This window comes from Mycobacterium heckeshornense (genome assembly GCF_016592155.1).
Lineage (GTDB): Bacteria > Actinomycetota > Actinomycetes > Mycobacteriales > Mycobacteriaceae > Mycobacterium > Mycobacterium heckeshornense.
In genome coordinates this window covers 830,854-848,147 of the sequence record NZ_AP024237.1, presented here as the reverse complement: position 1 = coordinate 848,147, position 17,294 = coordinate 830,854, and the positions used below count along the sequence as shown (strand labels likewise).

16 protein-coding genes and 2 pseudogenes are annotated in these 17,294 nt (G+C 64.8%); 5 read left to right on the top strand and 13 right to left on the bottom strand.

All coding sequences use genetic code 11. The features are described from left to right. Window positions 1-10 precede the first annotated feature (10 nt). The 4 genes from MHEC_RS04055 to MHEC_RS04040 are packed head-to-tail and all read right to left on the bottom strand — an operon-like array spanning window position 11 to window position 4,138. Complete coding sequence (locus tag MHEC_RS04055; protein ID WP_048889884.1) at window positions 11-778, bottom strand: enoyl-CoA hydratase/isomerase family protein; 768 nt, start codon at window positions 776-778, stop codon at window positions 11-13. Between the two features lies 1 nt (window position 779). Further along, a complete protein-coding gene (locus MHEC_RS04050) occupies window positions 780-1,868 on the bottom strand; it encodes an acyl-CoA dehydrogenase family protein (protein ID WP_048889883.1) in 1,089 nt (362 codons plus the stop codon). Continuing rightward, complete coding sequence (locus tag MHEC_RS04045) at window positions 1,855-2,757, bottom strand: acyl-CoA dehydrogenase family protein (protein ID WP_048889882.1); 903 nt, start codon at window positions 2,755-2,757, stop codon at window positions 1,855-1,857. Before MHEC_RS04045 ends, MHEC_RS04050 begins: the two co-directional genes overlap by 14 nt. Further along, window positions 2,735-4,138: a class I adenylate-forming enzyme family protein gene (locus tag MHEC_RS04040; RefSeq protein WP_048889937.1), complete on the bottom strand. Its 1,404-nt coding sequence runs from the start codon at window positions 4,136-4,138 to the stop codon at window positions 2,735-2,737. The genes MHEC_RS04045 and MHEC_RS04040 overlap by 23 nt, the downstream gene beginning before the upstream one ends. 89 nt (window positions 4,139-4,227) lie before the next feature. Here MHEC_RS04040 and MHEC_RS04035 point away from each other — a divergent pair, with 89 nt between their 5' ends. Beyond that, window positions 4,228-5,229, top strand: coding sequence for a ferredoxin--NADP reductase (locus MHEC_RS04035; protein ID WP_048889936.1), 1,002 nt, complete (start codon window positions 4,228-4,230; stop codon window positions 5,227-5,229). A 20-nt stretch (window positions 5,230-5,249) separates the two neighbouring features. Further along, complete coding sequence (locus MHEC_RS04030; protein ID WP_048889935.1) at window positions 5,250-5,567, top strand: DUF4286 family protein; 318 nt, start codon at window positions 5,250-5,252, stop codon at window positions 5,565-5,567. On the opposite strand, the gene MHEC_RS04025 is transcribed toward MHEC_RS04030, so the two are convergent. From MHEC_RS04025 to MHEC_RS04010, 4 genes are read right to left on the bottom strand one after another with little or no spacing between them, the layout of a single operon-like run. Continuing rightward, a complete protein-coding gene (locus MHEC_RS04025; protein ID WP_048889881.1) occupies window positions 5,564-6,586 on the bottom strand; it encodes a CaiB/BaiF CoA transferase family protein in 1,023 nt (340 codons plus the stop codon). The two genes, MHEC_RS04030 and MHEC_RS04025, sit on opposite strands and share 4 nt — an antisense overlap. After that, window positions 6,583-7,539, bottom strand: coding sequence for an LLM class F420-dependent oxidoreductase (locus MHEC_RS04020; protein ID WP_048889880.1), 957 nt, complete (start codon window positions 7,537-7,539; stop codon window positions 6,583-6,585). The genes MHEC_RS04025 and MHEC_RS04020 overlap by 4 nt, the downstream gene beginning before the upstream one ends. After that, window positions 7,524-7,949: a cobalamin B12-binding domain-containing protein gene (locus MHEC_RS04015; RefSeq protein WP_048889879.1), complete on the bottom strand. Its 426-nt coding sequence runs from the start codon at window positions 7,947-7,949 to the stop codon at window positions 7,524-7,526. Before MHEC_RS04015 ends, MHEC_RS04020 begins: the two co-directional genes overlap by 16 nt. Beyond that, entirely contained in the window at window positions 7,950-9,527 is a 1,578-nt protein-coding gene (locus tag MHEC_RS04010) for a methylmalonyl-CoA mutase family protein (RefSeq protein WP_048889878.1), read from the bottom strand. 133 nt (window positions 9,528-9,660) lie between these two features. Between MHEC_RS04010 and MHEC_RS04005 the strand changes: the two genes are divergently transcribed. Beyond that, complete coding sequence (locus MHEC_RS04005) at window positions 9,661-11,217, top strand: amidase (RefSeq protein ID WP_048889877.1); 1,557 nt, start codon at window positions 9,661-9,663, stop codon at window positions 11,215-11,217. On the opposite strand, the gene MHEC_RS04000 is transcribed toward MHEC_RS04005, so the two are convergent. Both MHEC_RS04000 and MHEC_RS03995 read right to left on the bottom strand, forming a co-directional pair. Next, window positions 11,168-11,983, bottom strand: coding sequence for a methyltransferase domain-containing protein (locus tag MHEC_RS04000; protein WP_276000202.1), 816 nt, complete (start codon window positions 11,981-11,983; stop codon window positions 11,168-11,170). The two genes, MHEC_RS04005 and MHEC_RS04000, sit on opposite strands and share 50 nt — an antisense overlap. Before the next feature lie 15 nt (window positions 11,984-11,998). Continuing rightward, a complete protein-coding gene (locus MHEC_RS03995) occupies window positions 11,999-12,625 on the bottom strand; it encodes a M15 family metallopeptidase (protein WP_071700065.1) in 627 nt (208 codons plus the stop codon). A gap of 186 nt (window positions 12,626-12,811) precedes the next feature. Here MHEC_RS03995 and MHEC_RS03990 point away from each other — a divergent pair, with 186 nt between their 5' ends. Further along, on the top strand, window positions 12,812-13,096 hold the full coding sequence (locus MHEC_RS03990; RefSeq protein ID WP_048889933.1) for a ribbon-helix-helix domain-containing protein: 285 nt from the start codon (window positions 12,812-12,814) through the stop codon (window positions 13,094-13,096). Window positions 13,097-13,106: 10 nt separating this feature from the next. On the opposite strand, the pseudogene MHEC_RS03985 reads toward MHEC_RS03990, so the two are convergent. The 3 genes and pseudogenes from MHEC_RS03985 to MHEC_RS23940 all read right to left on the bottom strand — a co-directional run. Continuing rightward, window positions 13,107-14,017 (bottom strand): annotated as a pseudogene (locus MHEC_RS03985) (IS110 family RNA-guided transposase); the annotation flags it as partial. 315 nt (window positions 14,018-14,332) lie between these two features. After that, a complete protein-coding gene (locus MHEC_RS03980) occupies window positions 14,333-14,686 on the bottom strand; it encodes a DUF732 domain-containing protein (protein ID WP_048889875.1) in 354 nt (117 codons plus the stop codon). A gap of 320 nt (window positions 14,687-15,006) precedes the next feature. Continuing rightward, window positions 15,007-15,392 (bottom strand): annotated as a pseudogene (locus MHEC_RS23940) (ABC transporter ATP-binding protein); the annotation flags it as partial. A gap of 640 nt (window positions 15,393-16,032) precedes the next feature. Here MHEC_RS23940 and MHEC_RS03975 point away from each other — a divergent pair. After that, entirely contained in the window at window positions 16,033-16,998 is a 966-nt protein-coding gene (locus tag MHEC_RS03975; RefSeq protein WP_048889874.1) for a spirocyclase AveC family protein, read from the top strand. Window positions 16,999-17,294 lie beyond the last annotated feature (296 nt).

Here is a 17,294-nt window from a genome sequence, read left to right as displayed (position 1 = left end):
GCCTGCTAAGTTAGTTTTTGCCCGCGGTCAGCTTGGTAACGATTGAGCGGAAATCATCAGTCTGGAAAGACTGGTTCTCCGCGGTCAGGGCGAAGTCGAGCGTAGCCAGCACCGCACGCTCGAGGTGCACATTGAGCACTCGCTTAGTGCTCTCCACGGCCTGTTGCGGTAGTTCCATGATTCGCTTGGCGCACGACACCGCCTCGGCCAGCGGATCGGCGACCACGTGGTTGGCCAGCCCGAGCTCCGCGGCCTTCGCCGCGGGGATGCGCGCGCCGGTCAACGCGTATTCCTTGGTCAGCAGCAAACTGATGTGCAGCGGCCAGGTGATCGGGCCGCCATCGGCCGCGACCAGCCCGACCTGCACGTGCGGGTCGGCGAGATAGGCCTCCTCGGCGATGTAGACGATGTCGGACAGCGCCACCAGGCTGCAACCCAACCCGACAGCGGGGCCGTTGACCGCTGCTATTACCGGAACGCGGCACCGCGCCATGCCGAGCACGATCTCGCGGCCGTGCGCGATGGTCTTGGCACGTAGATCTGCGTCTTGGGACAGCTCGGCCAGGTAGTGAAAGTCGCCGCCGGCCGAGAACGCCCGGCCGCTGCCGGTGAGCACCGCGGCTCGGGCCGAGCGGTCGTCGCTGAGGCGCGGCCACAGTTGCGCCAGTCCGGTGTGCAGGCTGTCGTTGACCGCGTTGAGGGCGTCTGGGCGGTTCAGCGTGATGATGCGCAGTGGCCCATCGGCTTGGACGTCGATTTCGGCCGGCATGTCGTACACGTCAGACTCCTAATCCCAAGAGGCGCGAGGCGATGATGTTTTTCTGGATCTGTGAGGTGCCGCCCATGACGCTTTGGGCGCGGCTGTACAAGTAAGCGCTCAACAGTTCGGGGTCACGGGTTCCGCCGAGCGCCAGCGCAGCATGCCCGACCGATTGTTCGACCCAGGTCATCAGCAGCTTGTCCAGCGAACCCTCCGAACCGTGCGATACGCCGTCGAGCTGTTCAGACAGTCGCCGCCGCACGTGATGAGTCAGCATCTCGGTTTGCACTGCGGCCCATATAAGTTCACGAGCCGGGCGCCCGTCGGAGCGGGCGGCCAGGTCGCGAACCAACTTGCCATACCGGGCGGCGTATCCGAGGGTGGAGGGCTCGCGCTCGTGTGCGACAACCGTCATGGCGACCGCCCAGCCTTCTCCTGGCGCGCCAACCATCTGATCCGCTGGCACTGTTGCGCCGTCGAACAACACCTGGCCGAACTCGGTGGTGACGCCGTTCATCATCCGCAGCGGACGTTGTTGCACGCCAGGCTGTTTCATCGAGATCACGAATGCCGAAATGCCTTTGTGCCTCGGCGCCCCGGGATCGGTGCGGGCCAGCAGTAGGCACCAGTCGGCGACGTCGGAATAGCTGGTCCAGATCTTGTGGCCGTGGACGACGTACATGTCGCCGTCGCGGGTGGCTGTAGTGGTCAGCGACGCCAGATCGGAGCCGGCGCCGGGTTCGCTGAAGCCTTGACACCAACGCTCGGTGCCGTTGATAAGGCCGGGCAGGAAGCGTCGTTGCAGCTCCTCGTTGGCGTGTCGGCTCAGACCCACGACCAGGTAGCCCAGGCTGGGCCGCGGCGGAGCACCGGCGCGGGCCAGCTCTTCGTCGAGGATGACGTCGTACACCGGCGGCAGTTCCTGGCCGCCATACTCACGCGGCCAGGACAACCCGAAGAAGCCGGCTTGATACAGCGCCCGGTGCCATTCGCCCTGACGGGCCCAGTATTCGTCACCGGAACTGGGAAACTCTTTGGCGTGCACCGCAAGCCACGAGCGCAGGCGCTCCCGGAACGCAGCTTCCTCCGGTGAATCACGAAAGTCCAATGTCGACCTCCTCCAGCTGCACGGGCCACAGCTCGGTAGACGTGAGCGCCCGCCGCAAATAGACGTGGGCCAGGCAGTCCCAGGTATTGCCGATCCCGCCGTGCACCTGCACGGTGGTCTCACACACAGTGCGTGCGGCGCGGGCGCAGTAGATTTTCGCCACGCGGGCGGCCCGAAGAGCTTGCGGCGGGCCGAGTTCGTCGACCGCCCAGGCCGCGTGTCGCAACACGCTCACCGAACCCTCGATCAGCGCCAGGCTTTCGGCAAGCATGTGCGCGACGGCCTGATACGACCCAATCGGCTTGCCGTACTGCTCACGGATTTTCGCGTAGTCACACGCCAGGGTATGCGCGCCGCGCGCCGTCCCGACCAGGTCTGCGGTCGTGGTGACCAGCGCCAGCGCCAACCATCGCGCGGCAACCTCGTCGGATATTTCACCGACGTGCACGGGCGACCCCACCACGGCCGCGTCGACTCTGGTCAGGTCGGCGCCGTTGCACGTGGTGCCGAGATTTGCGGCCAGCACCGTCGTGCCTTCGAGCACCAGCGCGCGCTGGTACCCCCGCGTGTCGATCCCACGACCGTCGACCGCGACCGTCGCATGCTCGGCAACGCCGAGGTGGCGGGCCAAGTCGTCAGCCAGCACTGGGCCCAGCAACGGCGCGTCGACCAGCCCGCGACCGAACTCCTCGGCGACGATGGCCACCTCGACGCCTGAAGCGCCGTCGGAACGCAGCGACCGCCATCCGGTAGCCTCAATCTGCTTGTCCAGCCGCGCAATTCGAGCGTTGTCGTCGAGAGCCTGCACCGACCCCGGTCCGAGGTCGTCGGCGAACTTGGCGGCGGCGTCACGCAGTTGCTGCTGTTCAGCCGTCAGACGTACATCCATAGCGCTCCTTCAGCACTCGGCGCAGCACCTTGCCGGACGGCAGCCGGGGAATGTCGGGCACGAATACCACACGGCTTGGCCGTTTATATGAGGCGAGCCGCGCGGCGACCCGACCGGTGAGTTCGCTGGCCTCCACCGGGGCGTGGGTAGCGACAGCAGCAACGACCGCTTCGCCGTTGACGCCGTCGGGGACACCGAACACCGCGCAGTCTTTGACAGCGGGATGACTGTGCAACACCGCTTCGATTTCAGCCGGCGCGACCTGGAAACCGCGCACCTTGATCATGTCTTTGCACCGGTCGGTGATACGCAACCAGCCGCCGGAGTCCAGGTAGCCGACGTCCCCGGTCCGATACCAACCGTCGCAGAACGCTTGCGGCGTCGCCGCGCACGGCAGGTAGCCGGCCATCAGCGACTCTGAGCACGCCTGAATCTCCCCGACTGCACCGGGCTCGACCGGTTCCCCGTTTTGCAACGACACCACACGAACCGCAACCCCCGGCACGGGCCGCCCGACAGAGTCGAGTCGCGGCCCCCCGAGCGGGTTGCAGGCGATGACCGGCAGCTCGGTGGTCCCGTAGGCGGGCACCCAGCCGACACCCGTGCGCCGGGTCACGGTTTCGGCGACGCTTCGGCTGACCGGTGTCGCGCCCCACATGATGAACCGCAACGACGACAGATCGTAGCGATCCAGTTGCGGGTGCGAAGCCATCGCCAATGCCATTGGGGCCACGGCCATTTCGACGGTGATGCGGTCGGCTTGGATGTGATGCAGCATCGCATCAATATCGAATCGCCGGTGCAGCCGCACCCAGAGGCCGGTCTGCAGCGCCGTGAGGATGTTGAGCAGGCCGAGTATGTGTGACGGCGGCGTGAAGATCTGAATCCGGTCGCGTGCGGTCAGCTGCAACGCGTCGCGCCAGTGCAGCATTGCGGCGCCCAGCGAGGCGTGCGTGTGCCGGACGGCCTTGGGCAGTCCCGTGGTTCCTGAGCTGAAAACCAACACCGCGTCGGCGTGCGGGCGAGGCGGGGCGGTCGGCCTCTCGTCCGGTGTGATGGGTTCGTCGAGATGCAGCATCGGCATCAATTCCGCCAGCACCGGATGGTCCCCGACTGCGTGGGCCGGGTTGGTCAACGCCAGCGCGTGCTCGGCTTCGTCGCGTCGCCAGGCCGGGCTAAGCAGCACCGCGGTGGCGCCTAACCACCAGATTGCGCGCAGTGCGGCGACGAATTCAGGGCGATTGGACGACATCAACGCCACCCGGGCACCGGCCGTCACACCGCGGTTGGCCAGGGCCGTCGCCAGGCCGCCGGCCAATGCGCCGAGCTGCGGCACGCTGTACTGCCGCTCCTCGAATGCAAGCGCCGGCGGCTCGGTCACGGTTTCCGCCATCACGTTGAGATCATCCTATCGTTTTGAGAGAATAGTATTCTCTATATCGAAGAATGCAAGATGCGGAAGGTGCGGCCATGACGGAGCTCCATGCGTTCCAGCGGGCGGCGGTGACGCGGGTGATCAAGGAGACCGCCGACACCCGCACCTTCGTGCTGGCCCCCGAGCACGCACCATTTCCCTACCGCGCCGGACAGTACTGCACGTTTCGCGTCCGGGTGGATGGCCAGGAGCTGTACCGGTCCTATTCGATGTCCAGCGCACCGGAAACCGACCCGGAACTGATGACCACGGTCAAGCGGGTGCCGGGGGGCAAGGTTTCCAACTGGCTGGTCGACAACGTGGCCGAAGGTGACGAGCTCTCTATGACCAGAGCCGCCGGAACCTTCTGCCTGCAGCCGACCTCGGCCCCGTTGCTGGCCTTTGCGGGCGGCAGCGGCGTGACACCGATCCTGTCGCTGACCAAGAGCGCGCTGGCGACTACCGATCGGGTGGTACGGCTGTTATGCGCCGACCGGGATCGGGAATCGGTGATCTTCGGCGAGGTGATGGACGAGCTGGTCGAGCGCTATCCGGGCCGGCTGTCGGTGATCCGCCACATTGACGCTGAGCAGGGATTGATCCGGGCCGACACCGTCCGCGATTTCGTGGGACCCGACGTCGCGGCCGATAACTATGTGTGCGGTCCGGAAGGCTTTATGGCTGTCGTGCGCTCGGCGCTGCCTGGACCGGGCCGGGTCTTCGTCGAGGATTTCGACCTTGCGCCGACAATCAAGACGCCGCCCACCGGCGAACAGGCCGAGGTGGACGGCACGGTGACCATCTATCTGGAGCGCAAGAAAGTGTCGGTGCCCCGGATGGCTGGTGAAACGCTGCTGGAAGCCGCGCGACGGGCTGGCCTGACGCCGCCGTTCAGTTGCGAACAGGGTAATTGCGGGACCTGCATGGCCCGGCTCACCGAAGGCCATGCCACCATGCGCAACAACGAAGCGCTCACCGACGACGAGGTCGACGAAGGCTACATCCTGACCTGCCAGGGTGTGCCGGATACACCTTCGGTCACGGTGCACTACGAGTAGTGCTGAAAAGAGGCGATGACGTGCCCAAAGGCATTCTGTATGTCGAAAGTCGGCCCAGCTCGCCTGATCGCGATGCCGAGTACAACAGCTGGTACGACGAAATCCACCTGCCTCAGCTGATGGCACTCGACGGGTTCGTCTCGGCCCGGCGGCTGCGACCGGTCGCCGACGACGGGCCCTACGTCGCGCTCTATGAGATCGAAGGCGAGGACCTGCAAGCGATTCTGGACAACATGCTGGCCCACGCCGGCGAACTGCACCTGTCCGACGCTTTGCAGTTGGACCCGCCGCCGGCGATGCGACTGCTCGAGGTCACCACCGAGCATGGGGGTGGTTAACCCAGCTTCGGCGGAGGGCGGTAGTCCGGCTGGTAGCCCGCGATGCGGATTGGATTGCCGACGAGTCGGAAATCCCCTGCGGTGACGACGATCTCGGGGGTCGAGTTCAGTGCTTCCGGCAGCGTCCGAACAGCCGCTGCCGGAACCCCCAGCGGCCGCAGCCGCGACTCCCAATTGACGGCGGTGTCGGTGGCCAATGCTGCGGTGACGACCTCCAGTACCTCGTCGCGGCGCGCCACCCGCTCGGCCATCGATTCAAATCCATCGATATTCGCTTCTGCAGCAAAGGATTTCCAGAAGGCGTCATGGGTAACGAACAGCGCCAGATAGCCATCGGCGGTCGGAAATATCTGTGCTGGAACATAATACGAGTGGGCACCGAACTGGCGGCGCTGGGGCTCGACACCGTCATTAAGGTAGGCCGAAGCGTGATAGTTGAGCTGGGACAGCATCACGTCACGCAGCGATACGTCCACCTGACCGCCCTGACCCGAGGTGATTTGTGCCAACAGCCCAAGCGCGGCCGCCAACCCGGTGGAGTTATCCGCCGAGGAGTAGCCGGGCAGCGTGGGCGGTCCGTCCGGCTCGCCGGTCAATGCGGCCACGCCGGTGGCCGCCTGGATCACGTAGTCGAAGGCTGGCTCGTCACCTCCGTCCAGCCCGAATCCGGTGATCGCGACACAAACGATCCGTTCGTTGTGCCGACGCAGCGCATCGTAGGTCAGCCCCAGCCGGCGGATAGCTGAGGGCTTGAGATTCACCAGCAGTGCATGGGATTTCGCAACGAGCTCACCAAGCCGGGTTTGACCCTCTGGTGAGTTCAGATCCAGGCAGATGCTGGCCTTGTTCCGGTTGAGACTGGCGAAGTAGCTGTCGGAGACCTGCCGGGAGATCTCCCCGCCGGGTGGCTCGATCTTGATCACCTCGGCGCCAAGGTCGGCCAGCAGCATGGTGGCGTACGGCCCGGCCAACATGGTGCCGACCTCGAGGATCCGGATCCCGGCCAGCGGCGCCGTCATCGCAGTTCGGCGCCGAGCGCCGCGACAAGTTCCCGGGTGCGCCATTTGGAGGCGACGAGCTCGTCGCGGTTGTCGCCGATCGGCAGCAGCCGCACCGACAGGTCGGTCACCCCCGCATCGGCGAAGCGGCGCATGCGGGCCAGGATGGCGTCCTCGTCACCGGCCGCGCAAATGTCGCCGACGTCGCGGGCGTCGCCATACTCCAGCAGCCGCTGATAGTTGGGTGAAACCTCGGCCTCGCCCAAAATCCGGTTGGCTCGCTCCCGGGCTGCATCAACTTGGCTTGCGGCGCAAAGGCATACGGGTATGCCTGCTACGACACGCGGCGCTGGCCGGCCTGCATTGTCGGCGGCCTTGGTGATGCGCGGGACCACATGTTCGGCACACGCCCGTTCGTCGGCCATCCACAGCACGGTCCCGTCGGCGCGCTCCCCGGCCAGGGCCAGCATCACCGGTCCGAGCGCGGCGACGAGTACCGGCAACGGCGCCACCGGGGCCAGGTCCAAGGGGTTATGCACGGTGAAGGTGTCGTTTTCGACGTCGACCGGTCCGGGGCCGCCGAACGCGGCGACAAGCACCTCCAGGTAGTCGCGGGTGAACGCGGCAGGCCGCTCGTAGGGCAAGCCGAGCATGTCGCGGATGATCCAGTGATGCGAAGGTCCGACACCAAGCGCCAGCCTGCCCCCGGCCGCGGCGTGCACCGACAACGCTTGGCGAGCCAACGCGATCGGATGCTGCGCCTGCAGCGGCACCACCGCGGTGCCCAGCTCGATTCGGCTTGTTCGGGTTGCCATCAGCGCGACGGCGGTCAGCGCGTCAAAGTCGTTGGGCACCTGCGGAATCCATGCGGTGTCCAGGCCCGCCGCCTCGGCCCATTCGATGTCGTCAAGCAGCTTGTTGACCTTGCGTGCGGAATCACCGCGCTCCGCACCGATCATTACTCCGAGGCGCACGATTCCTCCACGGCGGGTTCAGGGACGCCGGTGAGCTTCCGGATCTCTCGCACCAGGACGTCCAGGGGGGTGCCGGTGGGAAACACTGCCGCCGCACCGGCTTCCAACAGCTTGGGCACGTCGGCTTCGGGGATCGTGCCGCCGACGACGACCGCGATATCGCCCGCGTCCGCGGCGCGCAGCGCCTCAATGGTACGGGCGGTCAGCGCTACATGCGCACCGGAGAGGATGCTCAAGCCCACCAGCGCCACGTCCTCCTGCACCGCGATCGCCGCGATGTCCTCGATGCGCTGTCGGATGCCGGTGTAGATCACCTCGAAGCCGGCGTCGCGCAACGTGCGGGCCACGATCTTGGCACCGCGGTCGTGACCGTCAAGACCCGGTTTGGCGATCAGAATCCGTACTGCCATCTAAAACACCACCGGTTGCTGAAACTCACCCCAGACCGCTTTGAGCGCCGAAACCATCTCCCCCACCGTGCAGTAGGCATTCGCACAGTCGATCAGCTTGGGCATGAGGTTGTCGTTGCCCTCGGCGGCGCGTGACAGCGCCGCGAGGCTGGATTTCGCTGTGGCAGAGTCTCTTTCGGCCCTTACCTTGGCCAGCCGCTTGAGCTGCAGGTCGCGTCCTTCGGCGTCGAGTTCGTAGGTGGCTATCTCTGGTGGGGTTTCCTCGCTGACGAACCGGTTGACCCCGACGATCGGCCGGGCGCCGGATTCGATCTCCTGGTGTACGCGGTAGGCCTCGTCGGCGATCAGACCCTGCAGGTATCCGTCTTCGATGGCGTGCACCATGCCGCCATGCCGTTCGAGGTCGTCCATGATCTCGATGATGCGGGCCTCGGTTTCGTCGGTCAGCGCCTCGATGAAGTAAGACCCACCCAACGGGTCGGCGACCCGCGCAACTCCGCTCTCGTAGGCCAGGATCTGCTGGGTGCGCAGCGCCAGCGTCGTGGACTCCTCGGTGGGCAGCGCGAACGGTTCGTCCCAGGCGGCGGTGAACATCGACTGCACGCCACCGAGCACTGCCGCCATCGCCTCGTAGGCCACCCGCACGATGTTGTTGTGTGCCTGCGGTGCGTACAGCGACGCGCCGCCGCATACACAGCCGAACCGGAACATCGACGCCTTGTCGGTTTTGGCGCCGTAACGCTCCCGCACGATCGTCGCCCAACGACGACGTCCCGCACGGTATTTGGCAATCTCTTCGAAAAAGTCGCCGTGGGTGTAGAAGAAGAACGAGATCTGCGGCGCGAACTCGTCGATGTTCATCCGGCCCCGCTGTACCACGGTGTCGCAGTAGGTGACGCCGTCGGCCAGGGTGAATGCCATCTCCTGCACGGCGTTGGCGCCGGCGTCGCGGAAATGTGCGCCGGCCACCGAGATCGCGTTGAACTTGGGAACCTCGGCTGCGCAGAACTCGATGGTGTCGGCGATCAGCCGCAGCGACGGCTCGGGGGGCCAGATCCAGGTTCCGCGCGAGGCGTACTCCTTGAGGATGTCGTTCTGGATCGTGCCGGTGAGCTTGGCCCGCGGTATGCCCTTCTTCTCCGCGGCGGCGACATAGAACGCCAGCAGGATCGCCGCGGTGCCGTTGATCGTCATGCTGGTGCTGATCTTGTCCAGCGGGATGCCGTCGAACAGGATCTCGACGTCGGCCAGGCTGTCGATCGCGACGCCGACCCGGCCCACCTCCTCGATGACCTCCGGATCGTCAGAGTCGAAGCCGCACTGGGTGGGCAAATCCAGCGCGACCGAGAGTCCGGTGCCGCCCTGCTCGAGCAGGTAGCGGTAGCGGCGGTTGGACTCCTCGGCGGTGCCGAACCCCGAATATTGCCTAAACGTCCATAGCTTGCCCCGGTACCCCGACGCGAAGTTGCCCCGGGTGAACGGGTAGGTGCCAGGCGGCGGGGGTTCGACGCGGCGGTGCTCCGGCCCGTAGACCGGCGCGAGTGGAATGCCGGACGAGGTCTGAGCTGCGTTATCCATCAACTGATAACGTACTTGCAAAAAAAGAGAATGCCAATACCGGGTGCTGAGCAGGCGAAAGAGCGCTGGCGCGTCGCGTATAAACCAACACAACCCGCACAATCGGAGGCTCACCGGGCACACGGAGGTCGGCATGGTGATTCCCAGGCCCTCGGAAGCAGATGTCGCCGCGGCGGCGCGGCATTTCGGATTCCATTTCGAAGCCGATGAGCTGGCGACGTTCACCGCAGCCGCCGGACACATGCTGACGTCCTACGACGCGGTCGAGGAGCTGTATCACAGGTTCGCCCGGCCAGACACGCCCGAGCGGGCCTATCATTTCCCGGCCGACAATCCCCTGGGCGCCTGGTATGTCACTGCCGACATCACATCCGGTGCCGACGGACCACTGTCAGGCCGGCGGGTGGCGATCAAGGACAACATCGCCGTCGCCGGGATCCCGATGATGAACGGGTCGCGGGCCGTGGAAGAATTCATCCCCGGCCGGGATGCCACGGTCGTGCAACGGTTGCTGGATGCCGGGGCGATCATCGCCGGCAAGAGTGTCTGCGAGGACTTGTGTTGCTCGGGGTCCAGCTTCACTTCGGCCTGCGGGCCGGTGCGCAACCCGTGGGATCCGGCGCGCGAGGCGGGCGGATCGTCTAGCGGCAGCGCGGCGCTCGTAGCGAGCGGGGAGGTCGATGTGGCCGTCGGCGGCGACCAGGGCGGGTCGGTGCGGATCCCGGCGTCGCTGTGCGGCATCGTCGGGCACAAACCCACGTACGGCCTGGTGCCCTACACCGGTGCGTTCCCCATCGAGCGCACGATCGATCACCTCGGTCCCATGACGGCTACCGTGTCCGACGCAGCGCTGCTGCTCACGGTGCTCGCCGGGTCGGACGGCCGGGATCCCCGTCAGCGACATGACGTTCCGTTTGTCGACTACCGCGCCGCGCTCACCGGTGACGTCGCCGGACTGCGAGTAGGGCTGCTTAGCGAGGGATTCGGCCAGCCCGGCTCACGCCCGAAGGTCGACGAGCTGGTCCGGTCGGCGGCGCAACGGTTCACCGAAATCGGCTGCACAGTCGGCGAGATCAGCGTGCCCTGGCACCGCAACGCGTTTCATGTATTCACTGTGATCATCACCGACGGCGCCAGCTACCAGATGCTGGACGGCAACGGCTACGGCCTGGGTGTGGACGGTCTGTACGACCCCGAGCTGATGGCGCACTTCGCACGTCAGCGGTTGATCGAGGCCGATCAGTTCTCCAGCACCGTCAAGGCGACGGCACTTGGCGGCCACTACGGCCTGAGAAAACTTGGTGGTGCGTGCTATGCGAAGGCGCGCAATCTGGTGCCGCATGTGCGCGCGGCGTACGACGACGCGCTGGCACACTACGACGTACTGGTGATGCCGACGGTACCGGACACTGCCGACCTCCTTCCGGCCGGCGGCCCGCAGGATGTCACGCTGCTGGCAAACGCGCACGGCAAAGCAATCAACACCGCACCGATGGACATCACCGGCCACCCGGCAATCTCGGTGCCCGCGGGCCTGCTCGACGACCTGCCGGTCGGGATGATGATCATGGGCAAGCGCTTCGACGACGCGACGGTGCTGCGCGTCGCACACGCCTTCGAGCAGCTGTACGGCGGATTTCCTATGCCCGGCAGAAGATCTCGCCGTGCGGAATCGCCAGCCAGCCGTTAGGCGCAGCAGCCCACTCCCGCCAGGCTGACGACATTTCGGTCAGCTCCGTCGCCGTGGCCATCCCCGACTCGACGAGCTGGTCGGCAAGGGCCGACTGCCGAATGCGATCCGCCCACATGCCACCCCACCACTCGCGGTCGTCAGGCGTTGCGAAGCACCAGATTCCGCCAGTCGGCGTGATGTCCTCGAATCCCGCTTCTTGAGCCCAGGAGAGCAGGCGCCGGCCCGCGTCGGGCTCGCCACCGTTGGCACGGGCCGCCTGCTCGTAGAGATCCAGCCACCGATCCAAAGCTGGGAACTTGGGATACCAGATGAAGCCCGCATAGTCGGCATCTCGGGCGGCGACTATGCCGTCGGGCACGCACACTCGACGCATTTCTCGCAGTGCCTGCACCGGGTCGGCGAGGTGCTGTAACACCTGGTGCGCGTGCACGACATCGAAAGTGTTGTCGGCAAATTCGAGCGCCTGGGCGTCGGCTATCGCGAAGGAAATGTTCGATACGTTGCGCGATTGCGCCTCGATGCGAGCCACGTCAAGCGCCTCAGTAGTCAGGTCGACGGCGATGACCGGACCGGGTGCGACTCGTGCGGCGAGGTCGACGGTGATCGTCCCGGGTCCGCAGCCGACGTCGAGCAGCGACATGCCGGAGCGAAGATGCGGCAATAGGTAGCCGGCGGAATTTTCCGCGGTGCGTTGACGATGCGAACGCAGCACCGACTCGTGGTGGCCGTGGGTGTAAATGGCCAGCTGTTCGGAGTCCACCATGCCGCTCCTGGCTTTCTAGTCGACCGGCACGTCGAGGATGGGACGATCGACCGAGGCGCCTGGACCGTCAAAATGCCACCATTCGCCGGAATACACGGTCAATCCGCCGGCGCTCATTACATCCCGCAGTCGTGCCCTGTTCGCCAGGGCGTCCGCACTAACACCTTGGCTGGCAAATGCATAGGCGCGAGGCGTGAAGTCGTCGAAGTCGGTTCCCATATCGACCAGGCAGCGTCCGCCCCTTTGTTGGCAGTGTCCGCTCGCAAGTGTCACATCGACGGAACGTCCCGACTCGTGACTGTGCGCATACTGGCCCGGTCGCGCGACCCACGCCGGGTTGGGCACGACGTGGAACATCCGCACCTGAACATCGTGCGGGCGGTAGCAGTCCCAAAAGACCAGCGACTGCCCCTGTCGGCGCAATATGTCGGCGGCCGTCGCGAGGCCCGATGCCATGGATTCGTGAACCAGGCAGCGCGCATCGGCGGGATACAGCGGTGCGCCGGTGAAATTGTTTGGTGTGGCGTAGCGCAACTCGATGACCGAATCCGGGACGACGCTCCTCACGTCAACCAATCCCGCAGCTTGAGCCTTCGCACCGACGGGCGGCACGTCAGCGTTAGCCCGTGCACCACAACTCATACCCCATATCACAGCGAGGACGGCCACGGGGAATCGGACGAAGCGCACTTCCGTATTGTCCCTGACCCAGCGAAGTCGCCGCCTCGAAGGGCTCGGCGTCAGTGCGGCGTGAGCTCGACGCTCGAGCACTGGCACGAGCATGCAAGTCCAGCAATGGACTGACATCGCTAGATGTATGACGATGTAATGCGCACGCAGATAACGCTGAACGACGAGGAAGTCGAACTTCTCGACCGCGCCGCCGAAGCAAGCGGCGCGTCCCGGTCAGAGCTGATCCGCCGGGCCATCCGCAGTACGTACGGCAGCCGGCGGAAGGAAGCGAGGATGGCCGCCCTGAAGCGAAGCGCCGGCTCCTGGCGGGGACGTGACTTCACCGGTGCCGACTACGTCGACGCCGTTCGCGGCGACCTCCTAACCCCACCGGAGAGACGCCATGAGTTGGGTAACTTCTCACGCTATCCCTGCGGTTAAGTCAGAAACGCCTCAGGCGCGGGTCCGCACTGGGGCGGTACCGAGGCCGGTGATGCCGGCCGCCTCGACCAGCAGGCGGCGGGCGTGACCATTGCCGGTCTTAGTCACCGCGCCTTGGGTCCGGGTAGCTCCGGAGGAGTATTCGGCGGGTACCAGACCCAGATGAGCGCCCACGCTACGACCGGTCAGCCGAGACCAGTCGCCAATCTCACCGGCAAGCCCGAACGCAGTCTAGGTAGCGATCCCGCGCATACAGCTCAGACGGCGGACAACCGGCGTGAACTCGCTGTGGGCGGCCATCGCGGTGATCGCCTCATCGAGGCGGTTGCGCCGGTCCAGACACGCCAGCAGCGCATCAAAGGCGCTGTCATAGACCAGCTGCAGCGCCCGTGTTGTCGAAACGCTGCGCGCGCAACCAAAGCTCATGCCGTTGCGACCAGGCATTCCCGCCGAAGTAGACGATCCCTTGGCGCAAAAGCAGTGTCGATAATCGATGCCGGGCACTCATCAAGTCTCCACGGCAATCTTCGCGCGCCCGGACCAGATCGCGGCCTGCCTCCTGGGCCACCGTGGGCACCGTTACTTCCACGATCTGGCCCAGGTGCAGTAACCTGGCAAAATGCTGGACATCACGGGCATCAGTTTTCACCCGATCCCCAGCCGGGCGAACCAGCTTCGAAGGCGCGGCCACCACGCAGCAGATGCCTGCAGCCCCAACGCTCAGGCCAACCCGAACCCGGCCGGGCCGGCCTCATACGTCGCCGCAACTGGCTGCGGCAAAGTCCTAACCCATTCCAGGATGTCCTGGTGATCCGGCGTCAACCGGCGCTCAAACACCTCCCCGGTTTCCCGGTCCAGCCCGCACGCCACCACCGACCGTGCGTGCACATCCAAACCAACACTCGTGCGCTGACGATTCACTGGGCCCCCCACATCTATGGCTCTACCGGCCAGGACCCGTCTCCCTGACGGCAACCCACGTTCACATGCGAGCGGGGCCCCAGCCCCCCATGCCGTCTAAACTGCCCACCGAAGGGTCACGCGATCGAGCGAACTCATACACCACACCTCCGGGCTTGGCCATCGGAACAAAACCTGGGGTACTTCAACCCACCATCCGCCCATCGCAGGTGCAGACCTGACACCCCGATCAACCACCCCGACAAGCCCACACCACATTCCACATCCAGGCAGGCTCGCTACAACGCCACGCTCAGGCTCGACGAAAAATCCGGGCTAGTAATAGGTAGCAGGAGCGGTTTCTCCGGCCGGCGGCTGATAGCCAGCTGCAGAATTTCTCAGCTGCCAGATCTCCGCAGGGCACAATAAATCGACCGCATAAGAGACCAGGTAATTGGCGGCAAACTCGTCATTCGGAGTGACGTCCGTCTTCACGTCACCCATTATTTGCGCATAGCTTTCGCCCTGCGCGACCTTGTCACAGATGCCGTAGCCATACCCGACAGCGTCATTATCCGGAAAGTTGTAATGGCGTCGCACTGCCACGTCATAGAGATACTCGACTTCGGGGGCCGGTTTGGCATGTGCTAACGGCGCCAGGGTCAACACGACCCCGTAGAGGGCAAACATGGCGACGATATTCGCTATCAGCGGCCACCGATGGCCTGCGGCCAGCGCCTTGACGAGACAGCCAACCTCATCGCCACCAAGTCCGTGCCGACCAACACCGTGTCGACCTGCCGACCTGACTGGACAGTGCACCGCCATCGCCATAAACCAAGACCGTAAACTATATAACTGGTATCTTCTAGCGTTCGCAGCCTGGGTTCTGCGTCAACTTGTGGACCTTCATTTAGTCGCACGGTGCAACAGCCGTAATGCAACAACAGATGGGTCGGCATCGCGGCGGTCGGCGCCTCGTCGCCCCGCTGACGACCGGCACCCAGCTCGTCGTTCAACTCGTGTGCCGGGTAATTATGCGTGCCGTCCAGCGAGTCGAGGATCGCTTTCTGGGCGCTCTCGGGCAGCAGGTGCAGGTCTGCGCAAACCTACGCCGCTCTCGGCCATGGTCGCCTCGTCTTTTACTCCGCATCTCGATCGGGTCGGTGCGACGGCCGTTGACCAATTGCCGGACAGCCGGCTCGCCGCTGGTCAGCAGCACTTCACGAGGCCCGAACATCACCAGCTTGTGCCCAAACAGCACGCCGATGTTCTCCGGCGCCGTGCTGCCCAAACTGGAGTTGGGCTCGTCAGAAAAGATGATCTCGGGATCCACCGAGCGGGCTGACCCGGCACGCGTGTGCATACCATCGGAGAGCCAGCCAGGGAACTTCTTCGGGCAGAGGTGCCAAATTCATCGTTAAGTAGGCCGCGTACCGAGGCTTCCAGTGACCAGCGGATCATCCGGCGCGCCGGCCCACAACAGGATCAAGTCCCCGTCAACGCCCCAGCGACCAACCCGTTCGAAACTGTTAAATCTGCCGGATTCCGAAAACGTGTTCGCGCAGGCTTCCAATTGATCAGAACGTAGCGGCTTGCATGCGAGGGAAAGCACATACGGTGGCGGAGGGGCTCGAAACGGACGAGCAACAAAGCGCTGTCGCCAAATACCTGCCATGGGCCCAATTTCGCGAGTCACCGATCTGGGACTGCATCGCAGCGTGGGTGCCCATAGTCACCTGAACTCGATGTTAACGGCGGCATCGACGCGTGGGATGCGTATCCGGACAACAGAAGTGTCCGTGGAGCTTGTCCGCCCAGGCTTCGTCAAGTGCTTGCGCACGCAACAGCACCCGGACGGCAACATTCTGCGCGGCGACCACCCGAACATTGACATTATGACAGTTAACTGCCATCTTTAGACAATTACTGTGCTCAAAGGGGGTTGGCCGGTGACAAATCTCGAGGGCCCTGGCCAAGTAGTTCCTCTCGCGCCGGCCGAGTCCAAACCGCCAAAGCCGAAGACGATTCGCCCGGTGCTGTTCTGGTCGAGTATTGGCGTGGTGTGTGTCATGGCCGCCGCCTACGTGTACACCGCCTGGATCGTCTCGGGCGATGCCACGCCCGTCAGTGCCGGCCCCGACCGGATCCCAGCGGGTACGCGTGCGGCGATGGCCGCCTTCCAAGTCTTGTGCCCGGTTTTCGCTGTCGCCGCAGTCTTCTACGTCGTCCGCAAAAGCCTGCGTGAACGCCAACTGTGCGTCGAGGCCGCCATCGTCATCGGGTCGACAGTCGCCTGGTGGCACGACCCCCTGATCAACTGGTTCCAGCCCACATTGTTCTACAACGCCGGCCTGGTCAACTTCGGCAACTGGACCGAGAACATTCCGGGCTGGCTCAGCCCGGACGGACGGTTGATGGCCGAGCCGGTGCTGATGATCGGGATGATCTACATCTGGATGCCGTTGGCTATGGGAATGATTGCGCGCTGGGCGATGGGGCGAGCCCGGGCCAAATGGCCAGCGCTGGGACCGGTGCGCACCTTCTGCTGCGGCTGGCTCGCGGTCTATGTCATCGAGTTCCCGCTAGAGATCTTTGCGGTGCACAACGGCCTGGTAGGTTATCCCGCGGCCATCCCGGGTGTCACACTCTGGGCGGGTCAGACTGTTCAGATTCCCCTGTACGGCCCCATACTTTGGTCGCTGGTGCTGACCTCTAGTGGCGCTCTGATGTTCTTTCGAAACAAGCAGGGTCAGATTCGCGTCGAGGCAGGCGTCGAGACGCTGCGGTGGGCCGGGTCACGTATAAAGGCGATATTGCGGGTTTTGGCGGTTACCGGCTTCCTGCACGTGGTGGCGATCGGCGTCTATGATGTGCCGTTCAACCTCGCGGGGCTCTATGCGGGGCCCACACAGCCTTATCCGACGTACCTGCGCACGCAGTTGTGTGGGCCGGGTACTCCACGTTCCTGCCCGGACGGCACCAGGTTCGACGACCGGTAGCAGGCGGATTCCCGGTGCAGCACAACGACTGGATGGCCGGGCGACGATAGCCCCTCCCGGCTGTCGCATCCTCCGGTGAAAGCGTTGATGAACTTGTACCAGCCGAAACAGCGCCGATTGCGTTGTGGGAATTGCTGAAAGAAGGTCCGCGGCCGGGCACCAGCATCTCAGGGATCTCGTCGGGTGGTCGTTTGGTACCGCTTGGCGCTGAACCGATTCAGGACCGCTTCCAACAGAGCGGTCCACCACCGGAGCCGCGTCGGGCATTGCCACACCGTAAACACAGCTGGCACGCA

Bases quoted from the DNA above. Each gene is read 5' to 3' on its own strand.
- MHEC_RS04035 (WP_048889936.1), top strand. From the start codon at position 4,228: ATGACGGAGCTCCATGCGTTCCAGCGGGCGGCGGTGACGCGGGTGATC.
- MHEC_RS04045 (WP_048889882.1), bottom strand. From the start codon at position 2,757: ATGGATGTACGTCTGACGGCTGAACAGCAGCAACTGCGTGACGCCGCC.
- MHEC_RS03995 (WP_071700065.1), bottom strand. From the start codon at position 12,625: ATGAGTTGTGGTGCACGGGCTAACGCTGACGTGCCGCCCGTCGGTGCG.
- MHEC_RS04015 (WP_048889879.1), bottom strand. From the start codon at position 7,949: ATGGCAGTACGGATTCTGATCGCCAAACCGGGTCTTGACGGTCACGAC.
- MHEC_RS03980 (WP_048889875.1), bottom strand. From the start codon at position 14,686: ATGTTTGCCCTCTACGGGGTCGTGTTGACCCTGGCGCCGTTAGCACAT.
- MHEC_RS04005 (WP_048889877.1), top strand. From the start codon at position 9,661: ATGGTGATTCCCAGGCCCTCGGAAGCAGATGTCGCCGCGGCGGCGCGG.
- MHEC_RS04010 (WP_048889878.1), bottom strand. From the start codon at position 9,527: ATGGATAACGCAGCTCAGACCTCGTCCGGCATTCCACTCGCGCCGGTC.
- MHEC_RS03990 (WP_048889933.1), top strand. From the start codon at position 12,812: ATGCGCACGCAGATAACGCTGAACGACGAGGAAGTCGAACTTCTCGAC.
- MHEC_RS04025 (WP_048889881.1), bottom strand. From the start codon at position 6,586: ATGACGGCGCCGCTGGCCGGGATCCGGATCCTCGAGGTCGGCACCATG.
- MHEC_RS04000 (WP_276000202.1), bottom strand. From the start codon at position 11,983: ATGGTGGACTCCGAACAGCTGGCCATTTACACCCACGGCCACCACGAG.